The following is a 24118-nucleotide window of genomic DNA, read 5'->3' on the forward strand; positions in this document are numbered from 1 at the left end:
ATCACATGAAGCCAAACGACTTTTCGCAACTGAATGTTCTGGCGGAGACCGACTTCGCACACCGCAGCCCGGTGCGCGAGGAACGCCACCCCAACGCCGTCACCGCGCCCCCCGTCAACCGCGGCTCGATGGTGCCCCGCCCCTGGCGCGGTTTCTGGAACAGCCTCGGCACCGCCGCGCTCGTGAAGCTGGGCGCCGGCCGCGACGCCGAAGCCCAGGCCGCCACTGAAATCAAGCAACCCTGGCAACGTGCCGCCGCCCGGCGCCGCCTCGCCTTCATGATGCTCACGCTGCTGAGCACCGTGATCGCGTCGTCGCTGTTCGCCAGCGTGCAACCCGACTACGACAACGTCTGGCTCGAATACGGCCAGATCGGCCTCTACGGCCTGCTCTCCGGTTGGGTCGTCACCGGCTTCGTGACCGCCCTCATGGGCTTCTACGTTTCGGTGCGCGGTGACAAGCACGCGCTGTCGGCCAAGCAGGTCGCCAACCACCCCATGAACCCCGAAGCACGCACGGCAATCATCATGCCGATCTGCAACGAGGACGTGGCCACCGTGTTCGCCGGCCTGCGCGCCACCTGCGAATCGGTCGCGGCCACCGGCCACGCGAAGCAGTTCGACGTGTTCGTGCTGTCCGACAGCTACAACCCCGAGACCGCCGCCGCCGAGCGCGCCGCCTGGGAAGACTTGCGCGCCGCGCTGGCCGAAAGCCCGAACCAGCCGCAGGTCGAGGTGTACTACCGCCTGCGCACCCGCCGCACGCACCGCAAGGCCGGCAACGTGGCCGACTTCTGCCGCCGCTGGGGCAAGGACTACCGCTACATGGTCGTGCTCGATGCCGACTCGGTGATGAGCGGCGACTGCCTGACCTCGATGGTCAAGCTGATGGAAGCCAACCCGAACGCCGGCATCATCCAGACCGCGACGCAGGCCATCGGCCACGTCACGCTGCACGCCCGCGCACAGCAATTCGCTTCCCGCGTGACGGGCCGCCTGTTCACGCTGGGCATGCAGTTCTGGCAACTGGGCGAATCGCACTACTGGGGCCACAACGCCATCATCCGCGTCGAGCCCTTCATGAAGCATTGCGCGCTGGCCCCGATCAAGGGCACCGGCGGCATGTCGGGCGGCATCATGTCGCACGACTTCGTCGAAGCCGCGCTGATGCGCCGTGCCGGCTACAACGTGTGGCTGGTGTCCGACCTGGTCGGCAGCTACGAACAACAACCGCCGGACCTGCTGGCCGAACTGCAGCGCGACCGCCGCTGGTGCCAGGGCAACCTGCAGAACGCCCGCCTGATGGCCGAGCCCGGCATCCACTCGGTGCACCGCGCGATGTTCGTGACCGGCACCATGGCTTATGTCTCGGCTCCGCTGTGGCTTGCGTTCCTGACGCTGGGCACGGCCCTGTGGCTGAGCGGTTCGAGCCTCGTGTCGAGCTGGAACGTGCTGCCCGCCGAACTGGCCGGCCTGTGGATCTGGACCCTGTGCCTGCTGTTCCTGCCGCGCGTGCTGGGCATCGCCGCCGTGCTGATGCGCGGCGAACAACGCCAGTACGGCGGTGTGTGGGGCCTGGTGAAGAGCTCCGCGCTCGAGAGCTTCCTGGCTATCGTGCAGGCTCCGGTCCGCATGCTGGCGCACTCGCTGTTCGTGGTGGTGGCCCTTACCGGCATCAAGCTCGACTGGAAGTCGCCCCCGCGCGAAGCCGCCGCCGTGCCGTGGAAGATCGCCGCCTCGCAGCTGGCTCCCATGACGCTGGTGATCGCCATGCTCGCAGTCGGCGTCGCGATGATCGACCCGAGCGCGCTCATCTGGCTCATGCCGGTCGGCCTGCCGCTGCTGCTGGCGATTCCGCTGACCGTGCTGACCAGCCAGATCGCGCTGGGCACCACGCTGCGCGACCGCGGCTTCCTGCTGATTCCCGAGGAATCGCGCTCGCCGGCAGTGCTGCGCCGCGCCTGGATGCACGCAGTGCGCCTGGCCCGTCCGGCCGCACTGGCGACCGCCTGATGCGCTGAGGCATCCAGCCCACCCCAAGAAGCCGGCCATTGCGCCGGCTTTTTTCATGGCGCAGACTGGCGCGTCTGGCCAGCTAAAGGGGTTCGGGTCCATGGAACAAAGAAGAAGGCCGTTCGCCGTGTCGATCGGGCTGATCGCGCTCGGCGCGCTCACGATGCTGATGGGCGCCTTCCTCGCCGTCGGTGGCGCCTACCTCGCGGCGCTGGGCGGCAGTTGGTACTTCGTGCTGGCCGGCCTTGCTCTGCTGGTTTCGGGCCTGCTCATCGCCAGGCACCGGTCGAGCGGGGCCTGGCTCTTCGCATTGACGCTGGCGGGCACGGCGGTGTGGGCCGTGCGGGATGCGGGCTGGCATTTCTGGCCGCTGGTCTCGCGGCTGGTGGCGTTCGGCGTGCTGGGCGTGCTGGTTGCGCTGGCCTACCCGGCGCTGGTGCGCTCGCCGGGCGCCAGGGTCGTGCGCGGAGCGCGCGTCGTTGCGGCGCTGCTGGCTGTGGCCTTGGTGCTGGTCGGCGGCTATGCCTTCGTGCCGGCCGCGGTCGTCGTGGCGCAGGGCCCCGTGCCTGCCGTCGTGCCGGTCAAGCCCGAAGCCGCCCAGAAGGAGTGGCGCCACTGGGGCAACACCACGGCGGGTGACCGCTTCGCGGCGCTCGACCAGATCACCAAGGACAACGTCGACCAGTTGCAGGTCGCATGGACCGCCCACACCGGGGACGTGCCGCAGAGCAACGGCTCGGGCGCGGAAGACCAGAACACGCCGCTGCAGGTCGGCACCACCGTGTACGTGTGCACGGCCTACAGCAAGATCGTCGCGCTCGATGCGGACACCGGCGCCGAACTCTGGCGTTACGACCCCAAGGCCACCGCCCCCAACTGGCAGCGCTGCCGAGGGCTCGGCTATCACGACCAGGACGGGCTCGCGGCCGGCACGACACCCACGCCCGGCAGCACGCCGGGTGCCTGCCGCCAGCGCCTGCTGCTGCCCACCATCGACGCCCGCCTGATCGCCGTCGATGCCGCCACCGGCAAGCCCTGCGCCGATTTCGGCAAGCAGGGCGTCGTCGATCTCAAGGCGGGCATGGGCGAAGTGAAGGACGGCTACTACCAGCAGACCTCCACACCGCTGGTCGCGGGCGACCTCGTGGTGGTGGGCGGCCGCGTGGCCGACAACTTCTCGACCGACGAGCCGCCCGGCGTGGTGCGGGCGTACAACGCCGTCAGTGGCGAACTCGCCTGGGCCTGGGACCCGGGCAACCCGGCGGTCACGCGCCTGCCGCCGCCGGGCCAGACCTACACGCGCGGCACGCCCAACGTGTGGTCGGCCATGTCGTACGACCCGAAGCTCGGTCTCATCTACCTGCCCACCGGCAACGCCACGCCCGACTTCTGGGCCGGCGAGCGCACGCCGTTCGACGACAAGTACAGCTCGTCGGTGGTCGCGCTCGACGCGAAGACCGGCAAGGTGCGCTGGAGCTTCCAGACCACGCACCACGACCTCTGGGATTTCGACCTGCCCGCGCAGCCGCTGCTCTACGACATTCCCGACGGCAAGGGCGGCACGCAGCCCGCGCTCGTGCAAGTCACCAAGCAGGGCGAGATCTTCATGCTCGACCGCGAGACCGGAAAGCCCATCGCCGAAGTGCAGGAGCGCCCCGTGCCGCAGGGCAACGTGCCCGGCGAGCGCTATTCGCCGACGCAGCCCTATTCGGTGGGCATGCCCTCGATCGGCAACAAGACGCTGACCGAATCCGACATGTGGGGCGCCACGCCCTTCGACCAGCTGCTGTGCCGCATCGCCTTCAAGGGCATGCGCCACGAAGGCGTCTACACGCCGCCGGGCCTCGACCACGCACTGCAGTTCCCGGGTTCGCTGGGCGGCATGAACTGGGGCAGCGTGTCGGTCGACCCGACCAGCAGCTACATGTTCGTGAACGACATGCGGCTCGGCCTTGCCAACTACCTGGTGCCGCGCGCGCAGATCCCGGCCGGCGCCAGCGGCATCGAGATGGGCGTGGTGCCGCAGGAAGGCACGCCCTTCGGCGCGATGCGCGAACGCTTCCTGTCGCAGCTCGGCATACCGTGCCAGGCACCGCCCTTCGGCACGATGTCGGCCATCGACCTGAAGACGCGCAAGCTGGTGTGGCAAGTGCCGGTGGGCACGGTGCGCGACACCGGCCCGCTCGGCATCCGCATGCACCTGCCGATTCCGATCGGCATGCCGACGCTGGGCGCGTCGCTGGCCACGCAGTCGGGCCTGCTGTTCTTCGCGGGCACGCAGGACTTCTACCTGCGCGCATTCGACACCGCGACCGGCAAGGAAATCTGGAAAGCACGGCTGCCGGTGGGCAGCCAGTCGGGGCCGATGACCTATGTGTCGCCGAAGACCGGGCGGCAGTATGTCGTGGTGGGCGCGGGCGGCGCGCGGCAGTCGCCGGACCGCGGCGACTACGTCATCGCCTATGCGCTGCCGGAGAAGAGCAAGGGCAAGTAAACAACAGGCCGCTTCACCGGCGGCACCGTGTGCTTATAGAATCCGCGCCTTCCTTCAACCTCAGCCCTCACTGGAGCGCCAAGTGCCCCGATTCGCCGTCATCACCCTCTGACGCCGACAACACCACTTCATTGCTGGTCATGTCGGGCGCCAAGCTGCGTACCCACTGACCAGACACGGCATCTTCACCGCCGTGGAAGTCGCTCCCGATCTCTCCCAGCTTCGCTCCCGCACGTTGTCGGTCCTTCCTGATTCGCATCTGGAGAACCAACGTGTTTCCTCTCTCTTCCCTTTCATCGATCCCGCTGCTCAAGTACCCGCGTACTGCGCACCTGGAAGGCTCTCGCCTGCAGGCGGGCGACACTGACGACGGCCAGACGCCGCTGTCCGAACTGCACGGCATGCACGTCGTCATCGAGGAAAAACTCGATGGCGCCAATGCCGCCGTGTCGTTCACCCCGGCGGGCGAACTGCTGCTGCAGTCGCGCGGCCATTACCTCGCGGGCGGCGCCGGCGAGCGCCAGTTCAACCTGTTCAAGCACTGGGCCGCGGCGCATGAAGCAGCACTGCTCGAGCGCCTCGAAGACCGCTACGTGATGTACGGCGAATGGTGCTTTGCCAAGCACAGTTGCTGGTACGACCGGCTGCCGGCGTTCTTCCTGGAGTTCGACCTCTACGACCGGCAGGCGCAGTGCTTTCTGTCGACGCCGGCACGCCATGCGCTGCTCGACGGCGGTCCGGTACTGCCGGTTCCCGTGCTCTACGAAGGCGAGATGCCGCGCCATGCAAAGGCACTGCAAGCGCTCGTGCGGCCTTCGCTGGCGCGCAGCGCGGACTGGAAGGCGGCATTCGAGCAGGCAGTGGCGCATGAAGGCCAGCCGCTCGATCTCGTGCGCCAGCAGACCGACCTGTCCGAGCTTGCGGAGGGCCTGTATCTCAAGACGGAATCGGACGGCCGGGTGACGGGCCGCTACAAGTGGGTGCGTCCGGACTTCGTGCAGACCATCCTCGACTCGGGCTCGCACCACAGCCGCAGGCCGGTGCTGCCGAACCAGTTGGCGCCGGGCGTCGATCTCTACGCGTCGACGCCGCAAGTAACGTGGCAAGACCTGGGGCTGCGCACCTTGCGCGACCCCGCCGAACTCGCAACCGCAAGGAGGACGCGATGACCTACGACGATCTGCGCGCCCTGGTTCCCGCGCCCGGCAAGGACGTTGACTGGACGCAATGCTGCGAACTGCTGCCGGCCTTGCTGCGCCTCGAAGAGACGCCGCAAGACCCGTACTACCACGCCGAAGGAAACGTCGGCATCCACACGCGCATGGTGCTCGACGCCCTGATGCAGGACGCGCACTACAGGCGCGCCGATGCCGACGGCCGCTTCGTGCTGTTCATGGCCTGCCTGCTGCACGACATCGCCAAGCCCGACACCACGGTGATCGACGAAGCCAGCGGCCGCATCGGCCAGCCGGGCCATTCGCGGCGCGGCTCGGTCGACGTGCGCGTGCTGATGTGGAAGGCCCGCGTGCCGTTCGCGTTGCGCGAAGCTGTCTGCCGGATCATCGCGGTGCACCAGCTGCCGTTCCATGCCTTCGCTTCGCGCAAGGGCGTGCGGCCGGAATGGCTGGTGCACAAGCTCTCGTGGGAGCTGAGCCTGCCCGACCTGTGCTGCGTGGCGCGCTGCGACATGCTGGGGCGCCACTATGAAAAGCGTGCCGACAGCATGGCCGACATCGCACTGTTCGAAGAACTCGCGCAGGAAGAAGGCTGCTGGGAAGGCCCGCGCCAGATGGCCGATGCCCACACGCGCCTGGCCTACTTCCGCGGCGCCGACACCAGCCCCGACTACCCGCTGTTCCAGAACGCGGGCTCGCGGGTGACGGTGATGTGCGGCCTGCCGGCCAGCGGCAAGAACCACTGGGTGGCGCAGCACCGCAAGGGCTGGCCGGTCGTGTCCTTCGACGATGCGCGGACCGAACTGGGCCTCAGGCACGGCGAGAACGACGGCATGGCGGCGCATCATGCGGTCGACCAGGCCAAGGCGCTGCTGCGCAGGCAGGAGCACTTCGTCTGGAACGCCACGCACCTGAGCCAGCAGATGCGCACCAAGACACTCGACCTGCTCTGGGCCTACCACGCGCAGATCGAGCTGGTGTACCTGGAGGTTCCGCATGCGGAGCTGATGCGCCGCAACCGAGAGCGCGACACGACGCTGTCGAACGCGGGTATCGAGCGCATGCTGCACCGCTGGGAGCTGCCGGCGCCGGTGGAAGCGCACGAGACGGTCTACGAGGTACAGACCTGAAATGCAGACCTGAAAGACAGAGGGCCCGCCGGTGCGAACCGGCGGGCCCTCTTATATATGTGCGTGCGTGGAATGCGCCGCTCAGAACGGCAGCTTCGGCCCACCGGGACCACCCATCCCGCCCATGCCCTTCATGCCGCCCATGCGCTTCATCATCTTCATGAGGCCGCCGCCCTTCATCTTCTTCATCATTCCCTGCATCTGCTCGAACTCGTTGAGCAGGCGGTTCACTTCCTGAACCTGCACGCCGGCACCGGCGGCGATGCGGCGCTTGCGCGTGGCCTTCAGCAGTTCGGGCTTGCGGCGCTCCAGCGGCGTCATGCTGTTGATGATGCCTTCCTTGCGGCGGATGTCGCGCTCGGCGCGGGTCATGTCGGCTTCGGTGGCCTTGGCGGCCATCTGCGCGGGCAGCTTGTCCATCAGGCTGGAGAGGCCGCCCATCTGCTTCATCTGCTGCAGCTGGCCGAGGAAGTCGTTCAGGTCGAAGCCCGCGCCGCTCTTGACCTTGGCCGCGAGCTTCTGCGCCGCCGCCACGTCGACGCCGGCCGTGACCTGCTCGACCAGCGCCACGATGTCGCCCATGCCCAGGATGCGGCCCGCATGGCGCTCGGCGTCGAACACCTCCAGGCCGTCGATCTTCTCGCTCACGCCGGCAAACTTGATCGGCACGCCCGTGACCTGGCGCACTGACAGCGCCGCACCGCCGCGCGAATCGCCGTCGGTCTTGGTCAGGATGATGCCGGTGAGCGGCAGCGCTTCCTTGAAGGCCTTGGCGGTGTTGATCGCGTCCTGGCCCTGCATGGCATCGACCACGAACAGGGTTTCGACCGGGTCGAGCGCCGCATGCAGCTGCTTGATTTCGGCCATCAGCACTTCGTCGATGGCCAGGCGGCCGGCCGTGTCGACCAGCAGCACGTCGAAATAGTGGCGCTTGGCGTGGTCGAGCGCGGCGCGCGCGATATCCAGCGGCTTCTGGTCGGGCGTGCTCGGGAACCACTCGGCGCCGGCCTGCTTGGTCACGGTCTTGAGCTGCTCGATGGCGGCGGGGCGATACACGTCGCCCGACACGGTGAGCACCTTCTTCTTGCGCTTCTCGATCAGGTGCTTGGCCAGCTTGGCGGTGGTGGTGGTCTTGCCGGCGCCCTGCAGGCCTGCCATGAGGATCACCGCCGGCGGCTGGGCCGCGAGGTTGATGTCCGACACGCCCTCGCCCATGGTCGCGGCGAGTTCGCGGTTGACGATGCCGACCAGCGCCTGGCCCGGCTTGAGCGAGCCCAGCACTTCCTGGCCGAGGGCCTTTTCCTTCACGCGGGCAACGAAGTCGCGCACCACGGGCAGCGCCACGTCGGCTTCCAGCAGCGCCATGCGCACTTCGCGCAGCATGTCCTGCACGTTGCTTTCGGTGATGCGCGCCTGGCCGCTCATCGTCTTGACGAGGCGGGAGAACTTTTCTGTGAGGGCGGTGGCCATGAAAGAAATACCTTGTTGTCCGCTAGCGCGAACCGATGAAAAGTCGGGAAACCTGAAGCCGGTCGCGGGCGCTGCCCATTCGCGAAACACCGCGGAACCGGCTTCGCCGGGCCGCTGGTGTTGCCCCCGGTAGGGGCAGGCGCAGCAACGCGAAGCCTGGGGGCGAGCCATTACACTTCACCGATGATTTTAGCGATCCCCTCTCCACTCGGCGTGGCGCTGGGCATCGCCACCGCCGTGGCCTACGGATTTGTCGCCGCGACCGGGGCCCGGATGAGCCGCCAGGCGACCCAATGGGCCCTCGGCATTGCATGGCTTTTGCACGCCCTGGCGCTGGCCCACGGCCTCATGGGCAGCGAGCCGCGCTTCGGTTTCGCGCCCGCGCTGTCGGTCACGGCGTGGCTGGTGCTCACCGTCTATGCGATCGAAAGCCGCATGTATCCCCAGCTCAAGGTGCGGCGCGCGCTTGCCTGGCTGGGCGCGGCTGCGGTGCTGCTGGCCATCCTGTTCGCGGGCACGCCGCTGCACGTCTCGGCCTCGCCCTGGCTGCCGCTGCACCTGGCGCTGGGCATCGCCTCCTACGGCCTGTTCGGCGCAGCGGTCGTGCATGCCTGGCTGATCACCCGCGCCGAAAAGCAGATCCGCCTGGCCACCGCCGAACCTCACCAGGGTGGCGTGCCGCTGCTCACGCTCGAACGCCTCACCTTCCGTTTCGTCACCGCCGGTTTCGTGCTGCTCTCGGCCACGCTGCTGGCCGGCCTGCTGTTCAGCGAGCAGCTCTACGGCACCGCCGGCCGCTTCTGGAAATGGGACCACAAGACCACCTTCTCGGTGCTCGCCTGGCTCACCTTCGCCGTCCTGCTGATCGGCCGGGTCCGCTTCGGCTGGCGCGGCCGCACCGCACGCCGCGTGCTGTATGCCGGCTCCGCCCTGCTGCTGCTGGCCTATGTGGGCTCGCGCTTCGTGCTCGAAGTGGTGCTCGCGCGTCCTCCTGTATGAAATACCTCCTCGTCCTCGCGGTGCTCTGGGTCGCGATCTGGCTCTGGCGCAAGAACCGGCGCGAAGAAATGCGCGACGCGATGCGCGAGCGCGCGGCCAAGGCGCAGCAGCGCTCGCCCACCCCGGTCGGACCGCCGCAAGCCATGGTGCGCTGCGCCCATTGCGGCCTGCACCTGCCAGCGACCGACGCCATCGCCGGCCCCGGCGGCGCTGTCTATTGCAGCACCGCGCATCGCGACGCCGCCACGGCGAATCGCTGAACACGCGCGGCGCCTTCGCCAATGAGTTCTCCCCTCTGGTCGCGCGGCGAGCCTGTCACCGACTGGGACGTGCTCGAATTGGGCGGCAGCGAAAGCACCGCACTCATCCGGCTGTGGCGCGGCTTCATGGCCGCGCGCTGCTTCGTCGCGCTGGTGCTGGTGCTGCTGCAGGGCGTGGCCTTTGCGCTCGGGCAGACGATGCAGCCGCTGGCCATCGGGATTTCCGCGGTCTACCTGGTCACTGCCTGGCTGACCATGCGCTACACGCGCCTGCAGCCGCCGATCCGGGGCTTCGCCGCGCCGTGGCTGCTCACCGTCGGCGTCGACCTGGCCGCTTTCACCACGCTGCAGGTCATGCAGGGCGGCAACGTCAACTACACGCCGCTATTCGCGCTGCCTGTGCTCATGAGCGCGGTGCTCGGCACGGTGGTGGTGGGCCTGGGCACCACGTCCACCGTCACGCTGCTGCTGCTGGCCGACGCGGGCTGGCACTGGCTGCAGCAGCCTGTCGACTCGTCGGGCCGCTTCGTGCAGGCGGCGCTCACCGGCACCGGGCTGTTCGTGGTGGCCCTGCTGGCGCACGAACTGGCCCGCCGGCTCGCGCGCGAAGAAGCAGTGGCGCAGCGCAACCGCAGCAGCGCGCAGATGCAGGCGCAGGTCAACGACCTGGTGATCGAGACGCTGAGCGAAGGCGTGCTGGTGATCGATGCCGAAGGGCTGGTGCATGCGGCCAATCCGGCGGCCGACGCGATCCTCGGGCAGGGGCTGGCGAAGCTGACGCTGCCTTTCCCCCTGCACGCACAGCCCGCCTGGCACGCGCTGGCCGCGTTGGCGCGCCAGACCTTCGCGCGCCGGGCGCCGCAGTCGGAAGAAATCCCGGTCGCGCAGGCACGCGGCGCGGCGCGCGAGGTGCGCGTGCGCACCCGGCTCACACCCGCCGGCGACAGGCGGCTCGACAGCATGTGCGTGATGTTCCTGCAGGACCTGCGCGAACTCGAGGCACGCATCCGCACCGAGAAGCTGGCGGCGATGGGCCGCATGTCCGCCGCCGTCGCGCATGAAATCCGCAATCCGCTGGCCGCCATCACGCAGGCCAGCGCGCTGCTCAACGAAGACCTGACCGACCCCGCGCACCGCAAGCTCACGAGCATGGTGCAGCACAACGCCCAGCGGCTCGCGCGCATCGTGGACGACGTGCTCGATGTTTCCCGGGCGCGCCAGCAGCGCGTGCTGTCGCTGGGCGAGCAGGTCGTGCTCGACCCTGCGGTGCAGGTGCTGGCCGAGGAGTGGATCCGCCAGACGCAGCGCAAGGGCGTGCAGGTGTCGCTCGATGCGGCCGGCAGCGACGTGCGTTTCGACGCCGAGCACCTGCGCCGGCTGCTGGTGAACCTGCTCGACAACGCGTCGCGCTACGCCGGCAAGCGCGAAGGCTCCATCCAGGTGCTGACCAGCCTTCAGCGCGGCACCCCGGGCCGCCCCGCCCTGATGGTATGGAGCGACGGCGCGCCACTGGAGCCTGCGGTGCAGCGGCACCTGTTCGAACCGTTCTTCTCGTCGGAAAGCCGCTCCAGCGGACTCGGCCTGTTCCTGTGCCGCGAGCTGTGCCGGCGCCACGGCGCCACCATCGGCTACGAGCGGCGCGCGCTGGTCCAGGGCGGTCCGGAGGGCAACGAATTCTTCGTGAGCTTCGCCGCCAGCGAAAACCGGCTGACACAATAGCGCCGTGAGCATTCCCACCCCTTCCACCCAGCGGCCGGCGCAGATCCTGGTCATCGACGACGAACCCGACCTGCGCACGCTGTACGAGCTGACGCTGCTGCGCGAGGGCTATCGCGTCGAGGCCGCGGGCAGCGTGTCCGAGGCGTGGCAGCACCTGGAGGCGGGCCGCTTCGACGCGGTCATCACCGACATGCGGCTGCCCGACGGCCAGGGCATGGAAATCATCCATCGCATCCAGAAAGACCAGCGCAGCGAGCGCTGCGTGGTGATGACGGCCTACGGCTCGGCCGAAAACGCTGTGGAGGCGCTGAAGGCCGGTGCCTTCGACTACCTCACGAAGCCGGTCGATCTCAAGCAGTTCCGCGCCGTGGTGGCGTCCGCGGTGCAGGCGCGCAACGCGGCGCAGCAGCCGGCCAAGTCGGCGCCGGTCGTGGCCGCGGGCAACGATGCGCCGGTGGTGGCCATGTCGGACAGCGGTGCCGCCGCGCTCGAGCGGCTCGTCGGCGATTCGGAACCCATGCGCCTCGTCAAGTCGCGCATCGCGAAGGTGGCGCGCGGCATGGCGCCGGTGCTGGTGCGCGGCGAGTCCGGCACCGGCAAGGAACTGGTGGCGCGCGCGGTGCACGCCTGCAGCCAGCGCAGCGACGGCCCGTTCGTGGCGGTCAATTGCGGCGCGATTCCCGAGAACCTGCTCGAGGCCGAATTCTTCGGCGCGCGCAAGGGCTCCTACACGGGCTCGGCGCAAGACCGCGACGGCTACTTCCAGGCCGCGCGCGGCGGCACGCTGTTCCTGGACGAAATCGGCGACCTGCCGCTGGCCATGCAGTCGAAGCTGCTGCGCGCGATCCAGGAGCGCAGCGTGCGCTCGATCGGCTCCACGCAAGAAGACGCGGTCGACGTGCGCATCGTGAGCGCCACCCACAAGGACCTGCATTCCGAAGTGCAGGCCGGCCGCTTCCGGCAAGACCTGTTCTACCGGCTCAACGTCATCGAGATCGCGGTGCCCGCGCTGCGCGACCGCCGCGAAGACCTGCCCGCGCTGTGCGCCGCGCTGCTCTCGCGCATCGCGCACGACGCCGGAATGCCGGTGCCGCACCTGTCGGACGACCTGCTGCGCCGTCTCGGCCTGCATCCGCTCGACGGCAACGTGCGCGAACTCGAGAACCTGCTGCACCGCGCGGTCGCGCTGAACGACGGCGACGAACTGCACCTCGACCTGATGGGCGGCTTCACCGCTTCCGCCGAAGCCGCGGCGTCCGCACCGGCGCCGCTGCTGGCGGACATCACGACGCCCGCCATGCTTGCGCCGCCGCCCGCGCCGGTCGCACCGCCCAAGCCAGCGCCGCCGCCGCTGCCGTCCGACCTGCAGGCCTACCTCGACCAGCAGGAGCGCGAGATTCTGGTGCGCGCGCTGCACGACAGCGGTTTCAACCGCACCGCCGCCGCCGCGCGGCTCGGCATGAGCCTGCGCCAGATCCGCTACCGCATCGCGCGCCTGGGCATCACCACACCCAACGGCGACGATGGCGCGAGCAGCCATGCCGACGACTGAAGACAACGCAGGCGGCAACGGCGACGGCGCACTCTGGCAGGCCGGCTGGTACCGCTTCGCGAAGGCGCTGCCCTCGCCGAACTTCGGCCCCCGCCCCGCCGGCGCGCAGACCGACCTCGTCGTGATCCATTCGATCAGCCTGCCGCCCGGGGAGTACGGCGGCGACGCAGTGCAGCGGCTCTTCACCAACCGGCTCGACTGGGACGCGCACCCTTACTTCCAGTCGATCCGCGGGCTCGAGGTGTCCTCGCATTTCTACGTGCGCCGCAACGGCGAACTCTGGCAGTTCGTGAGCTGCGACGACCGCGCCTGGCATGCCGGCGTGTCGTCGTGGCGCGGCCGCGGCAACTGCAACGACGACTCGGTCGGCATCGAGCTCGAGGGCCTCGAGGGCCAGCTGTTCGACGAGCCGCAATACGAGACGCTCGCGAGCCTGTGCGCCGCGATCGCGCAGCACTATCCCATCGCCCACATCGCCGGCCACGAGCACATCGCGCCGGGCCGCAAGCAAGACCCCGGCGCCGGTTTCGACTGGCGCCTGCTGCGCGAGCAACTGGGCTGGAGTCCACAGATGTTTCCTGCACAGGTGGTGCAGCGCTAATTTTTTCAATCGCGCGACGGCTCGCGATGCGCGGATCATGCGCCGCAGCAATGCGAAAATATCGGCCGCTCGATCAAGCAACCATGCGCCTTGCAGGCCCAAATCGGCTCGCAAGCCACGCCCCATGCGGCTTGCGCAACCATAGGCCAGTATTCATGCGGCATCTCTGGTGGTGTCCTACGCCGAAAGAGATGCCAGCAAGGCTTGTATCGAGAAGAAAACGCTACATCTAGTGGGTTGTACACCCCCGACACCCTAGATATAGTGTCCAACGTCCGGTCATCAACACCGGCGCGGCGCCCCGCCCCGGCGTCGCCATCCAACAAGAATTGCCAACCGAGAGGAAGCGAATGCAAACTGCCCTGACCCCCCAATCGATCCCGCGTGCCGTTCCCTCGACGCCACCGCAGCAGCAGCGAGACACTGCCGGCTCCCCCAACATCCAGAACCTGGCCCACTACCAGATCATCCGCCGCAACGGGGCCGTGGTGCCCTTCGAGCCGAACAAGATCGCCATCGCGATGATGAAGGCCTTCCTCGCCGTGCACGGCACGCAGGGCGCGGCTTCGGCCAGCGTTCGCGAGACGGTGGACGTGCTCACGCAAGGCGTGATCCGCGCGCTGGTGCGCTCGCGTCCGGGCGGCGGCACCTTCCACATCGAAGACGTGCAGGACCAGGTCGAACTCGGCCTGATGCGCGGCGGCCATCATGAAATCGCGCGCGCCTACGTGCTGTACCGCGAACGCCGCACGCAGGAGCGTTCGAAGCAGGGCGAGCAACAAGCGCCGGCCACGCCCGCGCTGCACGTGCTGGACAACGGCGAGCTGGTCGCGCTCGACATCAACGAACTCAAGGGCCTGATCGAGTCCGCCTGCGAGAACCTGGGCGAGAGCATCACCGCCGCGCCGATCGTCGCCGAGACGATGCGCAACCTGTACGACGGCGTGCCGCTCGACGAGGTCTACAAGGCTTCGATCCTGGCCGCCCGCACGCTGATCGAGAAGGACCCCGACTACACCTTCGCCACCGCGCGCCTGCTGCTGCACACGATCTTCAAGGAAATCATCGGCCGCGAAGTGATGCCGGCCGAGCGTGCCACCGCCTACGCCGACTACTTCCCGCAGTTCATCAAGAAGGGCGTGGACAACGACCTGCTCGACGAAAAGCTGCTGCAGTACGACCTGCCCCGCCTGGGCGCGGCACTGAAGGCCGAGCGCGACAACCAGTTCGACTACCTCGGCCTGCAGACCCTGTACGACCGCTACTTCCTGCACGTGCGCAAGACCCGCATCGAGCTGCCGCAGGCTTTCTTCATGCGCGTGGCCATGGGCCTGTCGCTGAACGAAATCGACCGCGAAGCCCGCGCCATCGAGTTCTATGAAGTGCTGTCGTCGTTCGACTTCATGTCGAGCACGCCCACGCTGTTCAACGCCGGCACGCTGCGCTCGCAGCTGTCGAGCTGCTACCTGACCACCGTGCCCGACGACCTGGACGGCATCTACGAGTCGATCAAGGAAAACGCGCTGCTGTCGAAGTTCGCCGGCGGCCTGGGCAACGACTGGACCCGCGTTCGCGCGCTCGGCAGCCACATCAAGGGCACCAACGGCGAATCGCAAGGCGTGGTGCCGTTCCTGAAGGTGGTGAACGACACGGCCGTGGCCGTGAACCAGGGCGGCAAGCGCAAGGGCGCCGTCTGCACGTACCTGGAAACCTGGCACCTCGACATCGAGGAGTTCCTGGAGCTGCGCAAGAACACCGGCGACGACCGCCGCCGCACGCACGACATGAACACCGCCAACTGGATCCCCGACCTGTTCATGCGCCGCGTGATGGAAAAGGGCACCTGGACGCTGTTCTCGCCCTCGAACGTGCCCGACCTGCACGACCTGTTCGGCGCCGAATTCGAAAAGGCCTACGTGGCCTACGAAGAGAAGGCTGCCCGCGGCGACATCAAGCCCGCGCGCACCATCCAGGCGACCGACCTGTGGCGCAAGATGCTCACGATGCTGTTCGAGACCGGCCATCCCTGGATCACGTTCAAGGACGCCTGCAACGTGCGCTCGCCGCAGCAGCACGCCGGCGTGGTGCACTCGTCGAACCTCTGCACCGAGATCACGCTGAACACCAGCGACACCGAAACCGCCGTCTGCAACCTGGGTTCCGTGAACCTGCTGCAGCACCTGAAGGACGGCAAGGTCGACCAGGAAAAACTCAAGAAGACGATCTCCACGGCGATGCGCATGCTCGACAACGTGATCGACATCAACTACTACGCCGTGAAGAAGGCGCGCGACTCGAACCTGCGCCACCGTCCGGTCGGCCTGGGCCTGATGGGCTTCCAGGACGCGCTGTACGAACTGCGCATTCCCTACGCCTCGCAAGAAGCCGTGCAGTTCGCCGACGAGTCGATGGAAGCCATCTGCTACCACGCCTACTGGGCCTCGACCGACCTGGCGCGCGAACGCGGCAAGTACTCGAGCTACAAGGGCTCGCTGTGGGACAAGGGCATCCTGCCGATCGACTCGCTCGACCTGCTGGAAAAGGCACGCGGCGGCTACGTCGAGGTCGACCGCTCGGCCACCCTCGACTGGGACGCGCTGCGCTCGAAGATCAAGGCCGACGGCATGCGCAATTCGAACTGCGTGGCCATCGCTCCGACCGCGACCATCTCGAACATCATCGGCGTGGACGCCTCGATCGAACCCTGCTTCGGCAACCTGTCGGTCAAGTCGAATCTGTCGGGCGAGTTCACCGTGATCAACCACTACCTGGTGCGCGACCTGAAGCGCCTGGGCCTGTGGGACGACGTGATGGTCATGGACCTGAAGCACTTCGACGGTTCGCTGCGTCCGATCGACCGCGTGCCGCAAGACGTGAAGGCGCTCTACGCCACCGCGTTCGAAGTGGAAACCACGTGGCTGGTGGAAGCCGCCGCGCGTCGCCAGAAGTGGATCGACCAGGCGCAGTCGCTGAACATCTACATGGCCGGCGCATCGGGCAAGAAGCTCGACGACACGTACAAGCTCGCATGGCTGCGCGGCCTGAAGACGACCTACTACCTGCGCACGCAGAGCGCGACGCACGCCGAGAAGTCGACGGTGCAGTCGGGCCGGCTCAACGCGGTGTCGTCGGGCAGCGATGCACCTTCGGGCATGAGCGCGCTCGAAGCCGCTGCTGCAGCAGCAAAGGCACAGATGAACGCGATCCCCGCTACCGACATCGCGTTCTGCGGCGTGGACGATCCGACCTGCGAAGCCTGCCAGTGATGAGTGAATCGAAGCGCCTTCCGGCGCTTCGTTGAATCAGCGAGGTGCATGCGAAAGTCGTGCGACGGTCACTCGATGAAGCCATTGACTGACATCGCACGATGCATGCGAGCAACATAACAACCACATAAATGGCGTGCGATGTGAACGAGCACTTTGCAACTCACATCGTTACTCCGATAATTTGAGCATTGGATTTTTCTATGTTGACCTGGGACGAAGAAGTCAAGCCCTCCTTGCCAAAGGATATGCAACAAGGATTGCAGCAGCACCACGCATCGACCGGCGGTTTTTCCGCAGGCCGTTCGGTGGATGCTCCGACTTCGTCGATTGCACAGCCCGCAGCAGCAACGCCTGCGGCCACCCAGCGCGTCAAGGCCTCCGACAAGCGCATCATCAACGGTCAGACCGACGTCAACCAGCTGGTGCCCTTCAAGTACAAGTGGGCGTGGGAAAAGTACCTCGCCACCTGCGCCAACCACTGGATGCCGCAGGAAGTGAACATGACGCGCGACATCGCGCTCTGGAAAGACCCGAACGGCCTGACTGAAGACGAGCGCCGCATCGTCAAGCGCAACCTCGGCTTCTTCGTGACCGCCGACTCGCTGGCCGCCAACAACATCGTGCTGGGCACCTATCGCCACATCACGGCTCCCGAGTGCCGCCAGTTCCTGCTGCGCCAGGCCTTCGAGGAAGCGATCCACACGCACGCGTACCAGTACATCGTCGAGTCGCTCGGCCTGGACGAGAGCGAGATCTTCAACGCCTACAACGAAGTGCCGTCGATCCGCGAGAAGGACCAGTTCCTGATCCCGTTCATCGACGCCATCAGCGACCCCAACTTCAAGACCGGCACCCACGAGACCGACCAGACGCTGCTCAAGTCGCTCATCGTGTTCGCCTGCCTGATGGAAGGGCTGTTCTTCTACGTCGGTTTCACGCAGATCCTCGCACTGGGCCGCCAGAACAAGATGACCGGCGCCGCCGAGCAGTACCAGTACATCCTGCGCGACGAGTCGATGCACTGCAATTTCGGCATCGACCTGATCAACCAGCTCAAGCTCGAGAACCCCGGCCTCTGGACCCCCGAGTTCAAGGCAGAGATCAAGGCCCTCTTCATGAAGGCCGTCGAGCTCGAATACAAATACGCCGAAGACACCATGCCTCGCGGCGTGCTCGGCATGAATGCCTCCATGTTCAAGGGCTACCTGCGCTACATCGCCAATCGGCGTGCACAGCAGATCGGCCTCGAAACGCTCTTCCCGAACGAGGAAAATCCGTTCCCCTGGATGAGCGAAATGATTGACCTGAAGAAAGAGCGCAACTTTTTCGAAACCCGCGTGATCGAGTACCAGTCGGGTGGTGCGCTCTCCTGGGATTGAATCTTTCGACAAGAATTAATGAATTCAAGAATTGCCCTTGCCACCGATCGCGCCATAGAGCGCGGCATGGACGAGGGCTCAGGTGTTCATGGTGCTGGGGCTCAGATTCCAACGCCATGAATCGCTTCACGCTACCCAACGTGCGTGGAGTGCTTCAATAGGTTGATTTTTTCAACTTGATCAAGGAGAAATAGAAATGGCAACTGCAAAGAAAGCGCCGGCTAAGAAAGCCGCTGCAAAGAAGGCTCCGGCAAAGAAGGTCGTGGCTGCAAAGAAGGCTCCGGCAAAGAAGGTAGCCGCCAAGAAGGCACCGGCCAAGAAGGTCGCTGCCAAGAAGGTAGCCGCCAAGAAGGCGCCGGCGAAGAAGGTAGCGGCCAAGAAGGCAGCACCGGCCAAGAAGGCCGCCGCCAAGAAGGCTCCTGCCAAGAAGGCCGTAGCGAAGAAGGCCCCGGCCAAGAAGGCTGCTGCGAAGAAGGCTCCTGCCAAGAAGGCCGCCGCCAAGAAGGCGCCTGCGAAGAAGGCTGCTGCCAAGAAGGCGCCTGCGAAAAAGGCCGCGGCCAAGAAAGCCGCGAAAAAGCCCGCTGCCAAGCCTGCCGCTGCTGCCAAGAAGCCTGCTGCGAAGAAGGCTGCCAAGGCAGCAGCGCCCGCCAAGGCTGCCGTAGCACCTGCTGCTGCTCCTGCTGCGCAAACGACGCTGAATCCTCAAGCTGCCTGGCCGTTTCCCACGGCCAGCAAGCCCTGAGTCTTTTCAGCGGCCCTGAAGGCGCAAAAGCCCGACACCTCACGGTGTCGGGCTTTTTTATTGGGTGTCAGGGGGCGGCGTACCGCGACGATCAGAGGCCCAGGGCCTTGCGATCGACCTGGTAGTTCTGCGGGCCGCGCTGCGCGATCTTGAGCGCGCCGATGCGATTGCCCAGCGCCGCGCACTGCGCCAGTGGCCATTCCTTTTCCAGGCCGAACAGCAGCGCACCGCGCCATGCATCGCCGCAGCCGGTGGGCTCGACCACCTCCGTCGGCACCACGCCCGGCACGTGTTCGCGAACACCGTCGGTCCACACTTCGCAGCCGTCAGCCGCCAGCGTGACCACCAGGCCGCGCACGCGCTGCGAGATCTCGGCCAGGCTCCAGCCGGTGCGTTGCGACAGCATCTTGCCTTCGTAGTCGTTCACCACCACCCAGCTCGCAAGCTCGACGAAGTGGCGCAGCGCCTCGCCGTCGAACATCGGCAGGCCCTGGCCCGGGTCGAACACGAACGGAATGCCGGCTGCGGCAAACTGCTCCGCGTGCTGCAGCATGGCATCACGCCCATCAGGCGCGATGATGCCGAGCTTGATGTCTTCGCGCGCCGCCACCTTGGTGACGTGCGCCTGCTGCATCGCGCCGGGGTGGAAAGCGGTGATCTGGTTGTTGTCGATGTCGCTCATGATCATCGCCTGCGCGGTGAAGGTGTCGTCGAGCTGGCGCACGAACTCAGTGCTGATGCCCAGCGAGCGCATGCGCTCGAGATACGAAGCACCGTCGCTGCCCAGCGTGGCCATCGGCAGGGCCGAGCCGCCGAGCGCATTGAGGCTGTAGGCGATGTTGCCGGCACAGCCGCCGAAGTCGCGCCGCAGGGTCGGCACCAGGAACGACACATTCAAGATGTGCAGCTGGTCGGGAAGAATCTGGTCGGCGAACCGCCCCTCGAAGGTCATGATCGTGTCGAACGCGAGGGAACCGCAAATTACTGCTGCCATGGGTGAGCCGTTGGTTGAAGGAATGAAAAAAGCAAAGGACGCGTGCGAGCGCCCCGCTCAAGGATAGAAGGCCTCGACGCGGTAGCCCGCGATGGGCGGCAGGGCCGCGGCTTCCGAGGCCGACAGCGTCAGCGGCAGCGAAGCCGCCCTGTCCGCCCGCGCAGCCAGCACGGAAGGGGCACCGTAGTCGGCAGGCATGAGCACGCGGCGCACCACGGCACGCTCCTGCGTATCGAGCAGCGACAGTTCCACGGCGGGCATCGCGAGCGGCACCGTCGCGCCGTTGCGCAAGGTGAAGCTCAGGCGGTAGTCGTTGCTACCGCTCTTCTCGCGCGCGAAGGCAGCGCCATCGATCACGATGTCGCCGATCTGGCGCAGCGCCGCGAGCTCGCAGCCGGTGTACTGGCACAACGCCGCCAGCGCGGGACGCAGATTGGGTTGGCGCGCGGCGATACCGTCGCGCTCATGGCGGACGACCTGCACGACGAGCAGCAACACGGCGAGCACCGCCAGCAGCACAAGCACTGCACGCACACCCTTGCGCTGCCAGAAGCCCGGCGATGCGTCGGCCGGATCGTCTTCTTCGGACAGCGGATGCCCCGGCGGCGGCTCGAAGGTGGACGATAAAGAGAAGTCGGGCTCGCTCTCGGTCTCCACGGCCTGCACCACGGAAGCCGAGGTCGCCGCCTTCGCGGCCGCGCGCTCCTCGCGAGCCTTGGCGCTCGCGATCTTGGCCGACTTGATGCGGGCACGGCGCAGCGCCTTCTGCATCTGCACCTGGTCGTGGTCTTTTTCTTCCTGCTCTCGCTCGCCCTCCCCGTCGTCGCTGGCGCGCTCGACGAGCGTGCGCAGTCTGGCCTGAGGGTTGATGGGCAGCGGCGGCGCTGGCGGAGGTGGGGACGGCGGCGGAGATGCCAGGTTGAGGTCGATGCTTGGAAACGGGGGCAGCGTGCTCTGCGGCGGCTTCCACGCGGGCTCGGTGTTGTCGAGATCGGACCAGGGCTCGTCCGCGGCGATGCCGTGCTCGGGGAGCTCCAGGGAAAAGTCGAGCGGCGACGGCAGCGGAGGCATGACGGCCGGCGGCAGCGATGGCGATGGCGTCTTGGGGGAGGAGTCTTGCCGATGCTGGTGCTCGGGCTCGTCGTCGAAGAAATCGGCGTCTTCCGCCGCCTGGACGGACGCCGCGGCCGGCGGCGGAGGCACAGGCACCGGTGACGGCGCAGTCTTCGGCTCGCTCGACGATTCGACCAAGCCAGGCATGTAGCCACCCTGCATCGCAGGCGACGCACCCGCCGATGCGCCATCGGGCGCTTCATGCAGGTCGAGCGTGGCGTCGAACACGTGGCTGCAGCGCCCGCAACGCACCCAGCCGTCAGAGATGCGAAGCTGGTCGCGCACCACCTTGAAGGTGGTGGTGCAGGCGGGGCAGCGCGTGACGAGGCTCATGACGGGGCGATTGTAGGGTCGGGCCCTCGCCGCGTGAGAGGCGCGAAGCGGCGGCTCAGCAGCGCGCGGTCATGAGGATCCAGCCATCCTCGGTGTCGCTGACTTCGAGCGCGGCGTACGGTGCGTAGGCCTCTTTCAATTCGTCCGCCTGGCGCTCGAGGATGCCGGCCAGCACCAGCGATCCGCCGGCTTTCACATGGCTGCGCAGCAGTGGCGCAAGCACCTTGAGCGGCGTGGCCAGGATGTTCGCGAGCACGGTGTCGTAGTGGCCCTTGGCCGCCTCGGGCAGTCCGGCCTTCAGATGGACGCCATTGGCCTCCGCATTGAGCTTGGTCGACGAGACCGCGGCTTCGTCGATGTCGACGGCGTCGATGTCGGCCGCGCCGAACTTCGCCGCGCCGATGGCCAGGATGCCGGAGCCGCAGCCGTAGTCGAGCACGCGCTGGCCGCCCAGGCCGCCTTGTCGTGTGGCGATCCAGCGCAGGCACATGCGGGTGGTGGGATGCGTGCCGGTACCGAAGGCGAGCCCCGGGTCCAGCCGGATCACTTCCCTGGCCTGTTCGGGCGGCTCGTGCCAGGTGGGCACGATCCAGAACTCGGGCGTGATCTCGACCGGCGCGAACTGCGATTGCGTGAGCCGCACCCAGTCCTGCTCGGGCACCACGCCGATGCCGAGCACCTCGCAGCCCTCGAAGAAGTCCTGCAGCGCGAGCACCGACGCGGCATCCTTCGCGGCCGCCTCGTCGGGGAACAACGCGATCACGCGCGAACGCTGCCAGCCATCCTTGGGCGGCGGCATGCCGGGTTCGCCGAACAGCGCCTGCTCGGCGTCGGTTTGCGCGTCGGCGTCTTCCACCGACACGCTCAGTGCATCGAGTGCATCGAGCGCATCGCTGAGCGTTTCGACCCGGTCTTCCGGCGCCATCAGGCGGAGTTCAAACATCGCAGTCTTTCCAGGTCAGCGCTTGTGTGCAGCCAGCCACTCTTCGAGATAGTGGATGTTGGTGCCACCGGTCATGAACTTGGAATCGACCATCAGCTCGCGGTGCAGCGGGATGTTGGTCTGGATGCCTTCGATCACGGTTTCGTTGAGCGCCGTGCGCATGCGGGCCATGGCCTGCTCGCGCGTGTCACCGTACACGATGATCTTGCCGATCATGGAGTCGTAGTTCGGCGGCACGAAGTAGTTGGTGTACGCATGCGAGTCGACGCGCACGCCAGGGCCGCCCGGTGGGTGCCACATGGTGATGCGGCCCGGCGACGGCGTGAACTTCCAGGCGTCTTCGGCGTTGATGCGCACCTCGATGGCGTGGCCGTGCATCTGGATCTGGCGCTGCGTGAACGGCAGCTTCTCGCCGGCCGCGACCATGATCTGCGTCTTGACGATGTCGATGCCCGTGGTGAATTCCGTCACCGGATGCTCCACCTGCACGCGCGTGTTCATCTCGATGAAGTAGAACTCGCCGTTCTCGTAGAGGAACTCGAAGGTGCCGGCGCCGCGGTAGCCGATCTTCTTGCAGGCGGCCGCGCAGCGCTCGCCGATCTTCTCGATCAGCTTGCGCGGAATGCCCGGCGCGGGCGATTCCTCGATCACCTTCTGGTGGCGGCGCTGCATGGAGCAGTCGCGCTCGCCCAGGTAGACGGCGTTCTTGTGCTTGTCCGCGAGGATCTGGATCTCGATGTGGCGCGGGTTCTGGAGAAACTTCTCCATGTACACGGCCGCATTGTTGAAGGCCGCGCCGGCTTCCGCCTTGGTCATCTGGATCGCGTTGACCAGCGCCGCCTCGGTGTGCACCACGCGCATGCCGCGGCCACCGCCGCCGCCTGCCGCCTTGATGATGACCGGGTAGCCGATCGCGCGGGCGATGCGCTTGTTGGTGGCTGCGTCGTCCGAGAGCTCACCCTCGGAGCCGGGCACGCAAGGCACGCCGGCCTTGATCATGGCCTGCTTGGCCGAGACCTTGTCGCCCATCGTGCGGATGTTGTCGGGCGTCGGGCCGATGAACTGGAAACCGCTCTGCTCCACGCGTTCGGCGAAGTTGGCGTTCTCGCTCAGGAAGCCATAGCCGGGGTGGATGGCTTCGGCGTCGGTCACTTCGGCGGCCGAAATGATCGCCGGCATGTTGAGGTAGCTCTGCGCCGACGGGGCCGGGCCGATGCACACCGCTTCTTCGGCGAGCTTGATGTACTTGGCGTCGCGGTCGGCCTCGGAATACACCATCACGGCCTTGATGCCGAGTTCGCTGCAGGCGCGCTGGATCCGGAGGGCAATCTCCCCCCGGTTTGCAACCAGGATCTTCTTGAACATGGTCACTCGATGATGAACAGCGGCTGGCCGTATTCGACCGCCTGCCCGTTTTCGCCGAGGATCTGGGTGATCGTGCCGGACTTGTCGGCCTCGATTTCGTTGAGGATCTTCATCGCTTCGATGATGCAGACCGTGTCACCCTCGTTCACCTTGCTGCCAACCTCGACGAACGCAGCAGCGCCCGGGCTGGACGAACGGTAGAAGGTGCCGACCATCGGCGACTTCACGGCATGGCCGGCAGGCGCGGCTTCGGCCACCGGTGCGCTGGCCGCGGCAGGTGCCGCAGCAGGAGCGCCGGCTGCGGCCGGTGCTGCAGCCGCCTGAGGCGCTGCCAGCGTTTGCACATACTGCACCGGGGCGGCGCCGCCGCCCTTGACGATGCGAACCTTGCCTTCGGTCTCGGTGATTTCCAGTTCGGAAATATTCGATTCGGACACCAGATCGATCAGTGTCTTGAGTTTGCGCAGATCCATGAGACTCCAGTGCCGGCTTTGCCGGTCTTTGGGATATAACTTGTCCGAAAATCGGCGATTTTCGGCGTTTGGCGGCTAACGCCAGCGGAAGGACG

The 24118-nt window shown here is 66.9% G+C and carries 18 protein-coding genes; 12 read left to right on the forward strand and 6 right to left on the reverse strand.

What is annotated here, in order from left to right; all coding sequences use genetic code 11:
• Positions 1–5 precede the first annotated feature (5 nt).
• From mdoH to ACWV14_RS27190, 4 genes are all read left to right on the forward strand, one after another.
• Entirely contained in the window at positions 6–2012 is a 2007-nt protein-coding gene (mdoH, locus tag ACWV14_RS27175; RefSeq protein WP_454904606.1) for a glucans biosynthesis glucosyltransferase MdoH, read from the forward strand.
• A 100-nt stretch (positions 2013–2112) separates the two neighbouring features.
• Positions 2113–4506 (forward strand): glucose/quinate/shikimate family membrane-bound PQQ-dependent dehydrogenase, encoded by a 2394-nt coding sequence (locus ACWV14_RS27180; RefSeq protein WP_454904607.1) that lies wholly within the window; start codon positions 2113–2115, stop codon positions 4504–4506.
• Between the two features lie 272 nt (positions 4507–4778).
• Positions 4779–5675 (forward strand): RNA ligase family protein, encoded by an 897-nt coding sequence (locus tag ACWV14_RS27185; protein WP_454904609.1) that lies wholly within the window; start codon positions 4779–4781, stop codon positions 5673–5675.
• The gene (locus tag ACWV14_RS27190) at positions 5672–6811 is read left to right on the forward strand and encodes an AAA family ATPase (RefSeq protein WP_454904610.1); all 1140 of its coding nucleotides are present in this window, start codon (positions 5672–5674) and stop codon (positions 6809–6811) included. The genes ACWV14_RS27185 and ACWV14_RS27190 overlap by 4 nt, the downstream gene beginning before the upstream one ends.
• Positions 6812–6892: 81 nt before the next feature.
• Here ACWV14_RS27190 and ffh read toward each other — a convergent pair whose 3' ends face one another.
• Positions 6893–8281 (reverse strand): signal recognition particle protein, encoded by a 1389-nt coding sequence (gene ffh / locus ACWV14_RS27195; protein WP_081270256.1) that lies wholly within the window; start codon positions 8279–8281, stop codon positions 6893–6895.
• Positions 8282–8464: 183 nt separating this feature from the next.
• Between ffh and ACWV14_RS27200 the strand changes: the two genes are divergently transcribed.
• From ACWV14_RS27200 to ACWV14_RS27235, 8 genes are all read left to right on the forward strand, one after another.
• On the forward strand, positions 8465–9280 hold the full coding sequence (locus ACWV14_RS27200) for a cytochrome C assembly family protein (RefSeq protein WP_422088238.1): 816 nt from the start codon (positions 8465–8467) through the stop codon (positions 9278–9280).
• The gene (locus ACWV14_RS27205; RefSeq protein WP_422088239.1) at positions 9277–9540 is read left to right on the forward strand and encodes a PP0621 family protein; all 264 of its coding nucleotides are present in this window, start codon (positions 9277–9279) and stop codon (positions 9538–9540) included. Before ACWV14_RS27200 ends, ACWV14_RS27205 begins: the two co-directional genes overlap by 4 nt.
• 21 nt (positions 9541–9561) lie before the next feature.
• Positions 9562–11259, forward strand: coding sequence for a two-component system sensor histidine kinase NtrB (locus ACWV14_RS27210; protein WP_454904611.1), 1698 nt, complete (start codon positions 9562–9564; stop codon positions 11257–11259).
• A 4-nt stretch (positions 11260–11263) separates the two neighbouring features.
• On the forward strand, positions 11264–12811 hold the full coding sequence (locus ACWV14_RS27215; protein WP_454904612.1) for a sigma-54-dependent transcriptional regulator: 1548 nt from the start codon (positions 11264–11266) through the stop codon (positions 12809–12811).
• Positions 12798–13412, forward strand: coding sequence for a 1,6-anhydro-N-acetylmuramyl-L-alanine amidase AmpD (ampD, locus tag ACWV14_RS27220; protein WP_454904613.1), 615 nt, complete (start codon positions 12798–12800; stop codon positions 13410–13412). The genes ACWV14_RS27215 and ampD overlap by 14 nt, the downstream gene beginning before the upstream one ends.
• A 350-nt stretch (positions 13413–13762) precedes the next feature.
• On the forward strand, positions 13763–16678 hold the full coding sequence (locus ACWV14_RS27225; protein ID WP_454904614.1) for a ribonucleoside-diphosphate reductase subunit alpha: 2916 nt from the start codon (positions 13763–13765) through the stop codon (positions 16676–16678).
• A gap of 203 nt (positions 16679–16881) precedes the next feature.
• Positions 16882–18060, forward strand: a complete 1179-nt coding sequence (locus tag ACWV14_RS27230) for a ribonucleotide-diphosphate reductase subunit beta (RefSeq protein WP_081270250.1) — start codon at positions 16882–16884, stop codon at positions 18058–18060.
• Between the two features lie 196 nt (positions 18061–18256).
• Positions 18257–18802, forward strand: a complete 546-nt coding sequence (locus tag ACWV14_RS27235; protein ID WP_081270249.1) for a histone H1-like DNA-binding protein — start codon at positions 18257–18259, stop codon at positions 18800–18802.
• Between the two features lie 91 nt (positions 18803–18893).
• Here the strand turns inward: ACWV14_RS27235 and ACWV14_RS27240 are convergent, their stop codons facing one another.
• The 5 genes from ACWV14_RS27240 to accB are packed head-to-tail and all read right to left on the reverse strand — an operon-like array spanning position 18894 to position 24023.
• Complete coding sequence (locus ACWV14_RS27240; RefSeq protein WP_454904615.1) at positions 18894–19796, reverse strand: carbohydrate kinase family protein; 903 nt, start codon at positions 19794–19796, stop codon at positions 18894–18896.
• A 57-nt stretch (positions 19797–19853) separates the two neighbouring features.
• Positions 19854–21242, reverse strand: coding sequence for a zinc-ribbon and DUF3426 domain-containing protein (locus ACWV14_RS27245; RefSeq protein ID WP_454904616.1), 1389 nt, complete (start codon positions 21240–21242; stop codon positions 19854–19856).
• A gap of 55 nt (positions 21243–21297) precedes the next feature.
• Positions 21298–22185: a 50S ribosomal protein L11 methyltransferase gene (prmA, locus tag ACWV14_RS27250; RefSeq protein ID WP_454904617.1), complete on the reverse strand. Its 888-nt coding sequence runs from the start codon at positions 22183–22185 to the stop codon at positions 21298–21300.
• A gap of 15 nt (positions 22186–22200) precedes the next feature.
• Positions 22201–23550, reverse strand: a complete 1350-nt coding sequence (gene accC / locus ACWV14_RS27255; RefSeq protein ID WP_108135768.1) for an acetyl-CoA carboxylase biotin carboxylase subunit — start codon at positions 23548–23550, stop codon at positions 22201–22203.
• Between the two features lie 2 nt (positions 23551–23552).
• Entirely contained in the window at positions 23553–24023 is a 471-nt protein-coding gene (gene accB / locus ACWV14_RS27260) for an acetyl-CoA carboxylase biotin carboxyl carrier protein (RefSeq protein WP_422088247.1), read from the reverse strand.
• Between the last annotated feature and the right edge of the window lie 95 nt (positions 24024–24118).

It is taken from the genome of Variovorax durovernensis (assembly GCF_977011995.1).

Bases quoted from the DNA above. Each gene is read 5' to 3' on its own strand.
- mdoH (WP_454904606.1), top strand. From the start codon at position 6: ATGAAGCCAAACGACTTTTCGCAACTGAATGTTCTGGCGGAGACCGAC.
- ACWV14_RS27180 (WP_454904607.1), top strand. From the start codon at position 2,113: ATGGAACAAAGAAGAAGGCCGTTCGCCGTGTCGATCGGGCTGATCGCG.
- ACWV14_RS27190 (WP_454904610.1), top strand. From the start codon at position 5,672: ATGACCTACGACGATCTGCGCGCCCTGGTTCCCGCGCCCGGCAAGGAC.
- ffh (WP_081270256.1), bottom strand. From the start codon at position 8,281: ATGGCCACCGCCCTCACAGAAAAGTTCTCCCGCCTCGTCAAGACGATG.
- ACWV14_RS27200 (WP_422088238.1), top strand. From the start codon at position 8,465: ATGATTTTAGCGATCCCCTCTCCACTCGGCGTGGCGCTGGGCATCGCC.
- ACWV14_RS27205 (WP_422088239.1), top strand. From the start codon at position 9,277: ATGAAATACCTCCTCGTCCTCGCGGTGCTCTGGGTCGCGATCTGGCTC.
- ACWV14_RS27210 (WP_454904611.1), top strand. From the start codon at position 9,562: ATGAGTTCTCCCCTCTGGTCGCGCGGCGAGCCTGTCACCGACTGGGAC.
- ampD (WP_454904613.1), top strand. From the start codon at position 12,798: ATGCCGACGACTGAAGACAACGCAGGCGGCAACGGCGACGGCGCACTC.
- ACWV14_RS27225 (WP_454904614.1), top strand. From the start codon at position 13,763: ATGCAAACTGCCCTGACCCCCCAATCGATCCCGCGTGCCGTTCCCTCG.
- ACWV14_RS27230 (WP_081270250.1), top strand. From the start codon at position 16,882: ATGTTGACCTGGGACGAAGAAGTCAAGCCCTCCTTGCCAAAGGATATG.
- ACWV14_RS27235 (WP_081270249.1), top strand. From the start codon at position 18,257: ATGGCAACTGCAAAGAAAGCGCCGGCTAAGAAAGCCGCTGCAAAGAAG.
- ACWV14_RS27240 (WP_454904615.1), bottom strand. From the start codon at position 19,796: ATGGCAGCAGTAATTTGCGGTTCCCTCGCGTTCGACACGATCATGACC.
- ACWV14_RS27245 (WP_454904616.1), bottom strand. From the start codon at position 21,242: ATGAGCCTCGTCACGCGCTGCCCCGCCTGCACCACCACCTTCAAGGTG.
- prmA (WP_454904617.1), bottom strand. From the start codon at position 22,185: ATGTTTGAACTCCGCCTGATGGCGCCGGAAGACCGGGTCGAAACGCTC.
- accC (WP_108135768.1), bottom strand. From the start codon at position 23,550: ATGTTCAAGAAGATCCTGGTTGCAAACCGGGGGGAGATTGCCCTCCGG.
- accB (WP_422088247.1), bottom strand. From the start codon at position 24,023: ATGGATCTGCGCAAACTCAAGACACTGATCGATCTGGTGTCCGAATCG.